At 73.5% G+C, this 14,513-nt stretch carries 10 protein-coding genes; 6 read left to right on the forward strand and 4 right to left on the reverse strand.

The window, feature by feature from the left end; all coding sequences use genetic code 11:
* Positions 1-76 precede the first annotated feature (76 nt).
* Positions 77-1,501: an NsdA family TPR-like regulatory protein gene (locus tag AC3ET3_RS01945; RefSeq protein WP_432139071.1), complete on the reverse strand. Its 1,425-nt coding sequence runs from the start codon at positions 1,499-1,501 to the stop codon at positions 77-79.
* A 703-nt stretch (positions 1,502-2,204) separates the two neighbouring features.
* On the opposite strand from AC3ET3_RS01945, the gene AC3ET3_RS01950 reads away from it, so the two are divergent.
* Complete coding sequence (locus tag AC3ET3_RS01950) at positions 2,205-4,325, forward strand: asparagine synthase-related protein (protein WP_432139072.1); 2,121 nt, start codon at positions 2,205-2,207, stop codon at positions 4,323-4,325.
* Positions 4,322-4,576: a hypothetical protein gene (locus AC3ET3_RS01955; RefSeq protein WP_435611500.1), complete on the forward strand. Its 255-nt coding sequence runs from the start codon at positions 4,322-4,324 to the stop codon at positions 4,574-4,576. The genes AC3ET3_RS01950 and AC3ET3_RS01955 overlap by 4 nt, the downstream gene beginning before the upstream one ends.
* A 41-nt stretch (positions 4,577-4,617) precedes the next feature.
* Here the strand turns inward: AC3ET3_RS01955 and AC3ET3_RS01960 are convergent, their stop codons facing one another.
* Both AC3ET3_RS01960 and AC3ET3_RS01965 read right to left on the reverse strand, forming a co-directional pair.
* Positions 4,618-6,540 (reverse strand): sigma-70 family RNA polymerase sigma factor, encoded by a 1,923-nt coding sequence (locus AC3ET3_RS01960; protein ID WP_435611501.1) that lies wholly within the window; start codon positions 6,538-6,540, stop codon positions 4,618-4,620.
* A gap of 354 nt (positions 6,541-6,894) precedes the next feature.
* On the reverse strand, positions 6,895-7,653 hold the full coding sequence (locus AC3ET3_RS01965; RefSeq protein ID WP_432139075.1) for a TetR/AcrR family transcriptional regulator: 759 nt from the start codon (positions 7,651-7,653) through the stop codon (positions 6,895-6,897).
* A gap of 333 nt (positions 7,654-7,986) precedes the next feature.
* On the opposite strand from AC3ET3_RS01965, the gene AC3ET3_RS01970 reads away from it, so the two are divergent.
* The 3 genes from AC3ET3_RS01970 (at position 7,987) to AC3ET3_RS01980 (ending at position 12,144) form a co-directional block, all read left to right on the forward strand.
* Complete coding sequence (locus AC3ET3_RS01970) at positions 7,987-9,417, forward strand: NAD(P)/FAD-dependent oxidoreductase (protein WP_432139079.1); 1,431 nt, start codon at positions 7,987-7,989, stop codon at positions 9,415-9,417.
* A gap of 242 nt (positions 9,418-9,659) precedes the next feature.
* On the forward strand, positions 9,660-11,297 hold the full coding sequence (locus AC3ET3_RS01975) for an ATP-binding SpoIIE family protein phosphatase (protein WP_432139076.1): 1,638 nt from the start codon (positions 9,660-9,662) through the stop codon (positions 11,295-11,297).
* Positions 11,298-11,331: 34 nt separating this feature from the next.
* Positions 11,332-12,144, forward strand: coding sequence for a class I SAM-dependent methyltransferase (locus AC3ET3_RS01980; protein WP_432139077.1), 813 nt, complete (start codon positions 11,332-11,334; stop codon positions 12,142-12,144).
* 17 nt (positions 12,145-12,161) lie between these two features.
* On the opposite strand, the gene AC3ET3_RS01985 is transcribed toward AC3ET3_RS01980, so the two are convergent.
* Positions 12,162-13,421, reverse strand: coding sequence for an MFS transporter (locus AC3ET3_RS01985; RefSeq protein ID WP_435611506.1), 1,260 nt, complete (start codon positions 13,419-13,421; stop codon positions 12,162-12,164).
* Between the two features lie 163 nt (positions 13,422-13,584).
* Between AC3ET3_RS01985 and AC3ET3_RS01990 the strand changes: the two genes are divergently transcribed.
* The gene (locus AC3ET3_RS01990) at positions 13,585-14,145 is read left to right on the forward strand and encodes a MarR family winged helix-turn-helix transcriptional regulator (RefSeq protein WP_432139078.1); all 561 of its coding nucleotides are present in this window, start codon (positions 13,585-13,587) and stop codon (positions 14,143-14,145) included.
* Positions 14,146-14,513 lie beyond the last annotated feature (368 nt).

Consider the following 14,513-nt stretch of genomic DNA (forward strand, 5'->3'; position numbering starts at 1 on the left):
GATGCGGGCGACCGCGTGACCGAGCCTCGCGTCCGGCAGTCCCCGCGACGTGCGCGACGGCCGGACGCCGGGAAGGCTACGCGGGAGTCATGAGCAGCGGCCTGGCCCGCTCCCGCAGCTCCACCACCCGTGGCTCGTCCCCGTACGGCTCCAGCCGGTGCAGCAGGTCCTTGACGTACTCCGTCGTCCGCGCCGAGGAGATCCGCCCGGCCACCTCCACGGCGCGCACCCCCTGCTCGCAGGCCGCGTCGAGGTTCCCCGACTCCAGCTCGGCGACCGCCGACACCACCAGCCGCAGTCCGTGCGAGCGCACGAACTCCTCCGTCGGACTGGACAGCGCCTGCTCGGTGAATCTGCGTACCTGGCGCGGCGCCTTCAGGTCCCGGTAGCACTCGGCCGCGTCGGCGGCGAACCGGTCGTAGGAGTAGAACCCGAGCCACGAGGGGTCCGCGTCCCCGTCCCGGGCCCGCTCCAGCCACCCCTCGGCCGCCTTCAGCGCGGACCCCGCCGCCTGCGCGTCGCCCGCACGCGCGTGTGCCCGCGCCTCGACGAGCCGGAAGAAGCTCATGGTGCGGGCGGTCGCCAGTCCCCGGTTGCGCTCCAGGGCGGCCTGCGCCAGGTCGACGCCCTCGTCGCCGAAGCCGCGGTAGGTGGCCTGCAGGGACATGGACGCCAGCACGTAGCCGCCGAGGGGTACGTCCGCCGCCGCCCGCGCCAGACGCAGCGCCTGGATGTAGTAGCGCTGGGCGGCCTCCTGCTGGCCGGTGTCGAAGGCCATCCACCCGGCCAGCCGGGTCAGTTCGGCACTGGCGCCGAACAGCGCCCGTCCGACCTCGTCGGAGTACGAGCCGAGCAGCAGCGGCGCCGCCTCGACGCGCAGGCATTCGGGCACCATGGACGAACGCCAGTCGCCACCCCCGTACTTGGAGTCCCAGCGCCTGGCGTCCTCGGCCGCTTCCCGGAGCTTGCGCACGTCGCTGTGGCCGACTTTGATCGGTGCGCCGGAACCCTCGGCGGGGTTCGCCTCACGGGCCACCGAACTGTCGGCCGGGGTTATCAGCCACCGTGAGGCGGGCGTCGCGTACGCGCTTACTGCGAACGATCCGGCCAGGGACTGCCAGATGCCGCCGGAGCCGGCCCGGCGCCCGGCCAGATCCAGCCGGTACAGGTCGGTCGCCGACTTCACCGCCTGTCCGACGTCGCGGGGGAAGGCGAGGCCGACCTCCGGCGCGGGGTCCGCGTCCGCGAGGCCGATCTCGTGCAGCGGCACCGGCCGGCCGAGCTTCTGGCCGATCGCGGCCGCGATGAGGTGCGGTGCTGCACCCTGCGGAACCATGCCCTTCGACACCCAGCGCGCCACCGACGTCTTGTCGTAGCGCAGTGTCAACCCGCGTTGGGCGCCAAGGTCGTTGACGCGCCGTGCGAGTCCGGCGTTGCTGATTCCCGCGAGGGCGAGAACGGCGCCGAGCTTTTCGTTCGGCCCGCGTTGCTCCCTGGACATTGCGCCACCCCTCGACACAGACGGCTGCCGCGTTGGCATAACCACGCGGCATTCGTAAACCCAGCGTAGTTCGCCGCATCCCAAGCGTTAAGGGGCATTGTTCCGGTTGGCGGGATTGTGGTCCGTACTGAAGTGCGGCTCTCGGCACGGTCCGTCGCGGTGTGCTCCCGCTGTGTGGCCGTGCGCCTGCGCGTGCGCTCTTCTCCGGCCATCCGGGGAGCGGTTCCATGGCTCTGCGTGGGTCGGCCCGCTGTACTGGATCCGGTGGGCTGGGGGACACCGCCGCCTCCATCCCCGCGGGCGGCGGAGCGGTCCGGGGGGTGGTCTCCGCCTCCCGGGCCGGCGCGCGGACCAGTCCGTTCCGGTGTGCACGGAGCGTGTGCGAACACGGCCTGACGGCCGACCGACAAGACGATCAGACACGGGAATTGGCCGAAAATCGACCCTGTGTTCCGTGGTGGAAAACGCCTCCCACCATACAAATCGAGGGCACGCAGGGTGTTTTCGGGGAGCCTACCGGGGGCGCATTCGCGTCGAGGTGGCGGGGGTACGCGCGGGCGCACTCCCCCGCGTGCACCCCTTTGCGCGGGCGCACTCCCCGGATCACAAGCCGACCCGCCTGCCCTCCGGGGCGCCTTCTTCGTGGCAGCATGGTGAACCGTTCGTACGGTGCACTGGTTGTCCACGGCATGTGGAGGCGTCGATGCGGTGGTTGGTGGGATGGAGCAGCACCGCCGACGGCCGCGACCACGGCGGACTCGGCGGCGGCGCGCTCCACGACGGGCGCGGCGGTGCCGTCGGCCCGGACGGCGAGACGCTGCAGCCCGTGGGCTCCCAGCTGCTGTGGGGCGATCCCGACCCGCTGTGGGCGGTGGGCGACTGGCGCCCCGACGAGGTCCGCGTGGTCAGGGCCGACGACCGGACCCGCATCGCGGTCCTCGGCATGTGCGGTGCCTCCGACGAACAGCTGCGCGTCGGACTGCTCGCCGCGCGCGGGGGCGCACTGCGCCACCTGACCGCCTGGTCCGGCAGCTATACGGCCGTCGTCCAGGTCGGCCGCAGGGTCACCGTCTGCGGCGACCTGGCCGGCGCACGGCCGGTGTTCTACACCCCGTGGGCGGGAGGTACGGCGTACGCGACCGCCGCGCTGCCCCTCGCCGACCTCATCGAGGCCAACCTCGACTACGTCCATCTCGCCGCCCTGCTGGCCGCCCCCGACGTACCGGCCGCCCTCTACGGCTCCACCCCGTACGACGGCGTGCGACGCATTCCGCCGGGGCATGCGCTGATCCTGCGCGCGGGGGCGCGCGAGATCGCCGGCTACGAGCCCGTCGCCTCCCTCGCCGTGGCCGCCCCGCCGGCCGACCCCGACAGCGCGGTCGACGGGGTGCGCGACGCGCTCGTCGAGGCGGTACGCGCGCGTATGTCGGCTCCCCGGCACGTCCCCGGCGCCGACATGGACCCCGGCCCGGTACCCGGCATGGGGCCCGCGGACCGGCGGGCGGCACGCGGCATGCCGGCGCCGGGCATCGGTGCCGACCTCTCCGGCGGACCGGCCTCCGCGACCCTGGCGCTGCTCGCGGCGGGCCTGCCGGGCATGCCCGGCACCGTGCTCGGTCACGGCACCGGTGCCGGCGAACGCCTCCTGGCCGTCACCTTCAACGACCTGGCCGTCGGCGGGCACGACACCGACGAACTGGAACGGGCCGGCACTCTCGCGACCAACCCCCGCCTGCACCACGTCGTGGTCACCGGCGGCGAGGAGACCCTGCCGTACGCAGACCTGGACGGCCCGCTGACGGACGAACCGGGTCCCAGCCTGGTGACCGCCGCCCGCCACCGCGCGCGGCTCGCGGCCGGCAGCGCGGACCACTTCACCGGACACGGCGCCCGCCAGGTCCTCGACGCCCACCCGGCCCGCCTGGCCGACCTCTTGATGGACCGCAAGCGCCGCCATCTCGTACGGCCGGTCGCCGCGCTGACCAAGGCGGACGGTTCGGTGCTCGTCCCCGCGCGCGTGTACGGCGCGGCCCGTCGGCTCGCCCGTACGCCGTACCGGTCGGGTGTGGAGAGCCTCGCCGAGCGGCTCCTCGACCGCCGGTTCGACGACCCCGGTGGCGCGGTCGGGGCGTCCCTGGCCGCGCTGACCTGGGGCGGGCCGGGACCGGCCGCCCGCTGGCTGACCGGGGAGGCGCTCGCCGAAGTATCGGTTCGGCTGCAGAGCGCGGCGACGCACGCGGCGGCCGGTGTGGGGCCCGGGCAACGACCCGGCGACTATCGCGCGCGGGCGGCTCTCGCCCGGTACGCGGCCGATCTGCGCATCCTCGAACAGGCCGCGGAGGTGCGCTTCCAGCGGCTGCACGCGCCGTTCCTCGACAACCAGGTGGTGAGGGCCTGCCGGACCCTGCCGGAGACCCTGCGGGTGCGGCCCGGGGCCCGCGCGGCGATCCTGAGCACGGTCCTGAAGGGGGCCGGGGTGGCCGACCTGCCGCCCGGGTGGGGAGCACCCTCCCAGGCCTCCGCGACGGCCGCCGCGCGGGCCGGGCTGCGCCTGGCCGCGGACCCCCTGCTCGGCCTGTTCGACACGCCGCTGCTGGCGCAGGCCGGCCTGGTCGAGGCACGGGTCGTCCGCAAGGCACTGCGCGGCGCAGCCTCCGGCGAGCAGCTGCCCCTGGACGGCCTCGCGGATCTTGTCTCCCTGGAGCTCTGGCTCGGCCGGCTGCTCGCCCGCCGGGGCACCTGCTGGACCGGAACACCCGCACGCGCGCGTGCGGTGCCGGCGGGGATAGCCCCGCTGCGCACCGCGCTGTCCTCCGGGGGTTGAGCCCCAGGGGCCTGTGCCGCAGGGCCGCGCCCCGGAGAGGCGGGGCGGCGGCCGGCCGCGCGGCTCCCGCGCCCGGTCCGGGGCGGGCCGCCCGCACCCGCCCTGCCGGCCACGAGCAGCGGACACGACGGGCGCGCAGCAGCACCCAGGCCGACGGCCGCACCGTCGCCCGCGAGGCTCTGCGCCCCGAGCGCAACGCCACCGAGCGCGTGCGGGGCACCGGCCTGACCCTCCCGGACATCCGGCGGTAACCGGCGGCGGCACCGACGGCCCACCGACCAGGCACCTGCGCCTAGGCGCAGGTGAACTTGGACTCCGCCCAGTCCCCGAGCGCCGCCCAGTCGAAGTGGCTGTGCGGCTCGACGACCAGCCGTACGGTCCTGCGGCCGGTGAGGTCCACATGGACCGGCACCGCCGCGTCGCCGCCCTTGATCCGGCCGGAGCGCCACAGCCGGACGCCGTCGGCCCAGACGGAGAAGTACATCTGACCGAGCTTCAGGGTGAGGTCGTCGACGCCGACCAGAGCGTCGTAGGAGGAACACGCGCGGTTCAGGTCGACGGTGACGGAGGAGTCGCCGTGGACGGTGACCCCGCGCGCGTACCGCTCGTCGGCGATGGACACGCCCTGGCGCTGCCAGACCCAGCTGCTGCCGGCCAGTCGGATCTCGGGCCCGCTGCCGTCGCCGGTGGTGTCGAAGGCCAGCTCGCTGAGTTCGTAGACGTCGGGCGGCGGGGGAGCGGCCGGCGGTGTCGGGGACGGAGTCGGAGGGGGCGGCGGCGTGACCGCAGGCGTGGGTACGGGGCTCGGGGGAGGAGTGGGCGAAGGACGCGGCGGCGGGGCGGAGGAGGGCGCGGAGGAGGGCGCGGAGGAGGGCGCGGAGGCGCGCCGCAGGACCGGCTCGGGCGTCGGCGTGGATCCGGGACCCGCCACCACCACCGGCCCGGCCGGCCGTTCCGGCACCGTCGGGGCGGGGCTCGGCGGCGCCGGTTCGGGCGCCACCGCCGGTGCCGAGACCGTCGGCCGGGCCACCGTCGGGCGCCGGGGGCTGTCGTCACCGATCAGCGCCAGGGCCACCGCGGCCGCCGCCACCGCGACCGTGCCCGCGGCGATACCGGCCTTCACGGGTGCTCCCAGCCCTTCCGAGGCCGCGGCCCCGCCGGAGGCGCCGCCGCTCGCCGCGGCGGCCGCGCCCGCGGCACCCGCTGCCCCGGCCCCGCCGGCGATGAGCCCGAGCGCCTTGGCGTATCCGGCGGCGCCGAACCAGCCGATGACCGCCACGGGTACGACGGCCGGGATGCTGCCGGCGACCTCCTCGATCTGCGCGGCGGCCAGCCGGCAGCGGGCGCACTCCTCCAGGTGCTTGCGCAGCCCCCGCTCGGCGCGCACCCGCAGCCGGCGGCGGGCGTAGGTGCCGAGCTGGTCGGCGTAGCGGGCACATTCCTGGTCGTCGGTGAGGCTGGCGCTGACATGGGCCTGCAGATACGCCTGCTTCAGGCCCTCGCGGGCGCGACTGGCGAGCACCCGGGTGCCGTTGGCGTCGAGCCCGAAGAGCATCGCCACCTCGCTGGGCGACTCGTCCTCGACCTCGGTGTGCCACAGCACGGCCTGCCAGCGCTCGGGCAGCGACCGGAAGGCCCGCATGGCCATGGACTGCTCGGCCTCGTGCAGGGCGCGCACATCGGCGCCGAGTTCGAGGGTGTCGCCGTCGGCGGTCTGCGGTGACCTGGCGGCCTGGGCGGCGAACACCGCGAAGTCGTCGACGAGTTGTTCCCGCTTGGCGGACTGGATCCAGTGCGCGGCGACGCGCCGCACCGAGGTCAGCAGATAGGCGCGGACCGCGTGCTCGGGGCCGGAGCCGCCGCGCACCGCCTGGAGCATGCGGGCGAACACCTCGGCGGTGAGGTCGTCGGCGGTGTGGCCGTCCCGGCAGCAGGTGCGCGCGTAGCGGCGTACGGCGTCGGCGTGGCGGCGGTACAGCTCCTCGTAGGCCGTGTCGTCGCCGGAGCGCATCCGGTCGATCAGGTCGGCGTCGGACGGCGGCCGCTCCCGGGGCGGCGGCAGGATGCCGTCCTCGTGCCGTTCCCGCTGCGCCGGGACGCCGGCTTCGAAGGGGGTGGCCACGCGGCCGCCCTGACTGGGTACCTGCGGAGAGGTCGGGCCGTCGGCCTCGGCTTCGGCGTCACCGACCGACTCGTCTCGCCCGTCAACGCTCATCGCGCACAGCCCCCGCCGCCTGCCCAACCCGTCCCGACCACCGGGTCAGATTGCCACATCGTCTTTCGGCCGGAGCCGTCCAGTACCGGCCGTCCACTCGTCCGAGCGGACTTCTCGTGGAGCCGTAACGGCCCTCACCCGAACGGGGAAGGGAGCACGTGGTGTGCGCGGGGCGCGAGGTGGCAGGAAAGCGGCTCTACAGCCGACTTCCGTCCCGCAGGACGGCCAGGACGGCCAGGACCGGCGGGACGGGCCAGGGCGGACCGGTACCGGCGTGACGGACCAGGAGCGGCGTGACCGGCCAGGACCGGCGGGCCGGGCGGGAACGGGTGGATTCCCGTCCCGCCCTGGCCGTCAGACCGTCGGCCGCGACCGCAGCCCCTCCAGCAGGATGTCCAGCAGGCGTGCCGACGCGGCCGCCTGCTGTGCGGCGTCGGGCAGCGAAGGCGCCGCCGTGGCGATGACCAGCAGGACGTCCGAGACCGACACGTCCGGCCGCAGTTCACCCGCCGCCCGGGCCCGCTCGACGAGTCGGCCCACGACGTCGAGCAGCGCCGACACCCCGCCGTCGTCCGCGCCGGCCGGCCCACCGCCGTCCGGCACCAGCCGCAGCTCCCCACCGCCCGGCTGGGTGCGCTGCTGCGGCACCCGCGCCTCGTCGCCGACGGTCTCGGCGTCCTCCGCGACGCCGACGCGCAGCACCTGGGGCGGCAGCAGCCGGCCCGCGCCGGAGGCCACGGACGTGCGCAGGAAGCGCGACAGCGCCGACCAGGGCTCGTCCTCCTGGCCCAGGGCCGCGCGCGCCTGCTCGGTCAGCCGTGAGGTCTCCTCCTCGGCTATCCGCCGCACCAGGACGTCCTTGCTGGGGAAGCGCCGGTAGACCGTGCCGACCCCGACCCGGGCGCGCCGCGCCACGTCCTCCATCGGCGCGCCGTACCCCAGTTCGCCGAACACTTCGCGCGCCGCCCTCAGGACGTGCTCCAGATTGCGTTGCGCGTCCACGCGCAACGGCGTCGTCCGCGACACCTCCCGTGCGTTGCCCAAGGCCGCGCTCACCGCCCCGCCCGAGGCGAGAGTGGACGCGGACGACCAATGAGAATCCTGAATGTGCATGACTGTTCCCCCGGTAATGACGTCTCCCCCCGGAGACTCTCCCCGCCATCGAATGCCGGGGCGCGTGGAACCGGGCTCGCGCCCCTCGGTTCCGCCCGTCTGCGGATCCGAAGCGCGTTTCCCCCTACACCCCGTGGACACGAACATAGTTGAGAGACAGTCAATTCAGAAGGGGGAGGTTCCGCACGGAGCGCCCCCCGATCGGAGTACGGGTCGTGTACGTCCCGATTGCACCCCCGACCATCCCCCAGTGCACCTCGCCTGACCTGCGGAACTGTCGTGAGCACCACCGTTTCGGCCATCCCCGGCCGAATACCGCGCGCGGTCACACAAATGGTCGTGGCTGTGGACAAACAACGGTGCCGGGTGCGTCATGGGACGGTGAAGGAACCTGCGCGCATTCTCGTTGTCGGCGGGGGCTACGTCGGGATGTACACGGCCCTGCGACTCCAGAGGAAGTTGAAAAGCGAACTTAGGTGCGGCGTCGTCGAGATCACCCTCGTCACTCCCGACCCCTACATGACGTACCAGCCGTTCCTCCCCGAGGCCGCCGCCGGCTCCCTCTCCCCCCGGCACGTCGTCGTCCCCCTGCGCCGGATCCTGCCGCACTGCCGTGTCGTCGTCGGCGAGGTCACCGCCGTGGACCACGCCGCGCGCACCGCGGCCTTCACCACCCTCGCCACCGACGGGGAGGGCGCCGCCCCCGCCCGACTGCCGTACGACGAACTCGTCCTCGCCCCCGGATCCGTCGCCCGCGTGCTGCCCGTCCCCGGCCTCGCCGAGCACGCCATCGGCTTCCGGACCGTGGAAGAGGCCATCGGCCTGCGCAACCACGTCATCGAGCAGATGGACATCGCCTCCGCCACCCGCGATCCGGCGATCCGCGACGCCGCCCTCACCTTCGTCTTCGTCGGCGGCGGCTACGCCGGAGTGGAGGCCCTCGGCGAGCTGGAGGACATGGCCCGCTACACCGCCCGCCACTACCACAACGTCCAGCCGGACGACATGAAGTGGATCCTCGTCGAGGCGACCGACCGCATCCTTCCCGAGGTCGGCCCCGGCCTCGCCCGCTACACCGTCAGCGAACTGCGCCGCCGCAACATCGACGTACGCCTCGGCACCCGTCTGGAGTCCTGCCTGCACCGTGTCGCCACCCTCAGCGACGGCTCCCGCTTCCCCACCCGGACGATCGTGTGGACCGCAGGAGTCCGGCCCCACCCCCTGCTCGCCGCCACCGACCTCCCGTTGACCGAGGGCGGACGGCTCCGCTGCACCCCCGAGCTCACCGTCGAGGGCACCCCGCACGCGTGGGCGGCGGGAGACGCCGCCGCCGTACCCGACGTCACCGCCCCCGAACCCGGCCGCCACACCGCGCCCAACGCCCAGCACGCCGTCCGCCAGGCCCGGCTCCTCGGCGACAACATCGCCCGCTCCCTGCGCGGCGAACCCCTGCGGCCCTACGCCCACCGCCAGACCGGCTCCGTCGCCTCCCTCGGCTTCCACCAGGGCGTCGCCCGGATCCGCGGACGCACCCTCAAGGGCTACCCCGCCTGGTTCATACACCGCGCCTACCACCTCAGCCGCGTGCCCACCCTGAACCGCAAGACCCGCGTCCTGGCGGAATGGACCCTGTCGGGCCTCTTCGAACGAGAGATCGTCTCCCTCGGTTCACTCGAACATCCCCGCGCGGAGTTCGAACTGGCTGCCGGTGGAAAGCCTTCTCACAACCCGGGGAAACCCACCGGGAACGACTCGAAGGAGTAGACCTACCCGATCCAGGAACTCCACCGGCCGCCCCGGCGTCTGACGATTGTCGGCCCGGACGGCCGCACTGCCAGACTGCTCACCACCGCTCCCCGAGCCCGGCGGGCCACCCACCCGTCCCGCGACCTACGAGGCTGTTCCCAAGTGCCGCGTCCCCGGGTGCCGCGCCCACCACCCCACGGCCCCGGACCGCAGGCCGCGCCCGGAGCCGGCCGACGACGACTACCACGAGGCAAGGATTCGTGAACTTCACGCGCTGGAGCGCCCGGCTCCCCGGAACACAGCGCCGCGCTGCCGCGCGGGCCGAACACCCGGCCACCCCCGACCGGCGCGGCGAAGGTTCCGTCCCCGCGGCCCGCGCGGAACAACTCACCGACGAACCGCCCCCCGTCCCCGCCCTCGACGAACTCCCCGTCCGGGACGTCCTCGACCGCGTCCCCGCCCTCGTCGCCCTCGTCCACGGCCCCGACCACCGCCTCGCCTACGTCAACGACGCCTACGAAGCGGCCTTCGGCATGCGCCCGCCCGGCGAACCCGCCGCAGAGGCCCTCCCCGAACTGCGCGACCTCGGTCTGATGCCCCTGCTCGACCAGGCCCTGCGCAGCGGCAGACCGCGCACCCTGAAGTCCCGCAAGGCACCCGACGGCCGCTCCTACACGTTCACCTGCACCCCCGTCGACGGCGACGGCGCGGTGCTGGTGTTCGCCACCGACGTCACCGACCACGCCGAGGCCGCCGCCCGCCTGCGCGCCAGCGAGCGCCGCCAGCGCGAGACCGCCGTCACCCTGCAACGCTCCCTGCTGCCCCAGGAGCTCGAACAACCGGACGACCTGCGCGTCGCCGCCACCTACCAGCCCGGCGGCACCGAAGCCGCCGTCGGCGGCGACTGGTACGACGTCATCACCCTCGGCGGCGGCCGCACCGCCCTCGTCATCGGCGACGTGATGGGCCGCGGCGTGCGCGCCGCAGCCGTCATGGGCCAGCTGCGCACCGCCGTCCGGGCCTACGCCCGCCTCGACCTGCCCCCGCACGAAGTGCTGCAGCTCCTCGACGGCCTCGCCACCGAGATCGACGCCAACCAGATCGCCACCTGCGTCTACGCCGTCCACGACCCCAACGAGGGCCGGCTGGTGTACGCCTCCGCCGGCCACCTGCCCATCCTGGTCCGCGACGAGCACGGCACCGTACGGCGCGCCGACGAACCCACCGGCCCGCCCCTCGGTACCGGCGGCTGGATGCACACCTCGGGATCGATGCCCCTCGGCCCCGGCTCCACCGCCGTCCTCTACACCGACGGCCTCGTCGAACGCCGTGACGCGGACCTCGACGAAGGCATCAGCACCCTCGCCGGCGCCCTCGCCGGAGCCACCGGCAGCCCGCAGGTCGTCTGCGACCGCCTGCTGCGCTCGACCGGCGTCACCGCCGACCACGACGACGACGTTGCCGTCCTCGTCCTCCAGCAGCCCGCCCGCTCCGGCACCGACGGCGAACTCTTCCGCAACGCCGCCCTGGAACTCCTCGGCGGCGTGGAGGCCGCCCCACGCGCGCGTGCCTTCGCCTCCGGCGTCCTCACCAGCTGGCGCTTCCCGGTCGACCTGCACGACCTCGGCGTCCTCGCGGCCAGCGAACTCGTCGCCAACTCGCTCCAGCACGGCACCCCGCCCATGCGGCTGCGGTTGCGCCGCACCGACCGCCGTCTGATCATCGAGGTCACCGACGGTGACGACCACCTGCCGAGGCGACGGCAGGCGGAACCCGGTGACGAGTCGGGCCGGGGCATCGCCATCGTCGCGACCATCGCCGCCAACTGGGGCGCACGGCGCACGCCGGGTGGCGGAAAAGCAGTGTGGTGCGAGTTCGCACTCCCACGCGCCACCTAGGCGACCCGCCGCGGGAGTGCTAGGAGCATGACCCATGCGCAACGACAGCGGATTCCAGCTCCAGGGAAACGCCCCCGAACGCTACGAGCGGTACATCGCGCCGTTGATGAGGCCCTTCATCGACGCCCTGCTCGACGCCGTGGACCTCTCACCGGGCGCCCACGTCCTCGACCTCGCCTGCGGCACCGGCTTCGTCGCCCGGGCGGCGGCCGCCCAGGCAGGCCCCACCGGCCACGTAGCGGCCGCCGACATCAACCCGGACATGCTCAAGCTGGCCGCCGCCAAGGCCCCCCGGCTCTACCCCGACATCGAGTTCACCCAGGCGCCCGCCGACACCCTCCCCTACGGCGACGCGTCCTTCGACGCCGTCCTCTGCAACCAGGGCGCCCAGTTCTTCCCCGACCTGTCCGCCGCCGTCGCCGAGGCGGCCCGGGTCCTGCGCCCCGGCGGACGGCTCGCGCTCGCCGTCTGGGCCGCCATGGAACGCTGCCCCTACTTCGCCGTCCAGTACGAGGTCATCGAGGAGTACGCCGCACCCGAGGACGTGGTGGCGGCCGCCGGAGCGTTCTCCTGCGACACCGGGTCCCTCACCGACGCCTTCACCGCCGCCGGACTTCGGAACATCACCGTCCGACAGCTCACCCGGGAGGTCGTCACACCCGTTCTCACCGACTGGATCCCCGGCCAGATGACCTCCGTGCCCTGGACCCGGTCCCTCACCGCCGCCGGCCCCGAGACCTTCGACCGCGCCTGCGCCGACCTCACCACCCGCATGGCCGACTACCTGGAGCCCGACGGCACGGCCCGCCTCCCCTTCACCGCCCTGCTCGCCACGGCCGAACGCTGACCCGGCCGGGCCGTCGCTCAGGACGTGCTGGCCACCGGCTCCACGGCGGCCCCACCCCGCGCGACGACCCGGTTCCGCGCCCGCCACGGATGGTCCTGCACGGCGGTGAGCCGCCGGCCCAGCCGCAGCGCCAGCACCGTGATGCCGAACGAGAACAACAGGAACGTCACGACGTACGCCCCGTGCAGCGAGGCCCCCAACGGCCCGCCGACCGCCGGCCCCACCGCCAGCGCCAGCTGCTTCACCAGGGCGAACGCCGAGTTGTACTGACCCGCCATGCCCTCCGGCGCCAGATCCGCCACCAGCGGACCGAGCGTCGGCGACAGCATCGCCTCACCGAGCCCGAACAGCGCGTACGTCGACACGAACGCCGCCGTCGCCATGGCCTGGCTGCCGTGCCCCAGACCCGCGTACCCGGCCACGCCCCACGCCACGGCCCAGATCAGCCCGACGCTCGCGATCACCCGCGACCGCCTGCGCCGCTCGACGAACCGCAACACCAGGAACTGCGCCACGACGATCACCGCGGTGTTGGCGGCCAGCGCGGTCCCCATTGCGGACGTCGAGATCCCGGCGGCCTCGACGCCGTACGCCGCCAGCCCCGACTCGAACTGCCCGTAGCAGGCGAAGAACAGCACGAACCCCAGCACGCACAGCTGCACCATGGCGCGGTTGCCGACCAGTTGCCGCCAGCTGCCCCCGGCCGACCGAGGGGCGTCCCCGACGCGGGGAGCGTGCGGCATCCGGACCGTCGTCATCACCACGACCAGCAGCAGGAACATCGCCGCCTCGATCGCGAAGAGCAGGGTGAAGGACGACACCCGGCTGGTGTCCACCAGGTGCCCGCCGATGAGCCCACCGACCCCCAGCCCGAGGTTCTGCAGGAAGAACTGCGTCGCGAACGCCCGCGACCGCGTCTCCGACGCCGAGCAGTCCACGATCATCGTCGCCAGCGCCGGCTGCATCACGGCCTGCCCGGCGCCCAGCGCGCCCGCGGCGGTCAGTACGGCCGCGGCGCTACCGGCGAGCCCCAGCGCGAGTGCGCCCACGGCGGCGGTGACCAGGGCGGTGAGCAGCACCGGGAGCGGGCCGCGCCGCACGATCGCCCGGCCGGCGAACGGCAGCACGATCAGCGCTGCCACGGCGAACACGGCGAGCACCATCCCCGCCGTCATGGCCCCCAGCCCCCGCACCTGCGCCACGTAGACGTACAGGTAGGGGACGGTGAAGCCGAGCCCGAACGCGCTGAGCGCGTTGCCCACGTGGATCCGGCGCATCGCCGCGCCCTTCTCCCTGGTCACGTTCACCTCTCTCAGACGTCCCCGACAGCCCGACAGACCTCAAGGACTTAGAACCGAAGACTTCAAAGCTAAATTTCAAAGCTAAACTCTACACCTCGAAGAACTTTGACGCCAACGACCTCATGCGATACTGGCGGCCATGGCCGACACACCCGACAGCATCGGCATCGACGGCGAGCCGACCCTCGAAGAGCAGATCGCCGCCTACCAGCGCGAGTTCCGGGACCTGGACCCCCAGGTGGAGAAGATCGTCTCGGCCCTGTCCCGGCTGAACCGCCGTATGAACGTCGCCTACGGCCGTCAGACCGCCGCCCTCGGCATCAGCAACGCCGACTGGGAGGTCCTCAAGGCCCTCGTCCTGTCCGGGGCGCCCTACCGGATGGGCCCCGGTGACCTCGCCAAGCGCCTCGGCCTCACACCGGCCGCGATGACCCACCGGATCGACCGCATGGTCACCGAGGGCCTGGTGAACCGGGAACGAGACGAGACCAACCGGGTCCGCGTCATCGTCGAGCTGACCCCCGAGGGCCGCGAGAAGTGGCTGGAGGCCATGCGTCTCGCGTCCGTCTTCGAGGAGGACCTGCTGCAGGACCTCTCCCCGGACGAGCGCACCACCCTCGGCGAAGCCCTCACCCGGCTGCTGCGCCGCGTGGAGGACGCCCAGCCGGACGCCGGCGGGCGCCTCAGCGACCTCGATTAAAGATCTTGACAAGGGGCGCTTGACACGCCCCTGCCTGATCCGTAGGGTTCTTCGGGTTGCCGCCGAGCCGTAACGGTTCTCCGGTAGCACCTCCGCCGCTCGAAGCGGCACCTCAAACCACCAGCACGATCTCCCTATGGGATTGCCTTCGGCGTGTCCGAATTCAATTCGACAGGGCTCCGGCGGCTCGATTAGGAACTCCCGGGGCGGATCCGCTAAGGTTTGGGACGTCGGAACGGCCCAACAGCCGGGAAGGCAACCCCCTCTGACTGGGAATCAGACGCCGAAAGGATCTGATAGAGTCGGAAACGCCGGAAGGGAAACCGCGAAGAAAAAGCGGGGGCCTGGAAAGCACCGAGGAAATCGGA

This window comes from Streptomyces sp. bgisy159 (assembly GCF_057707805.1).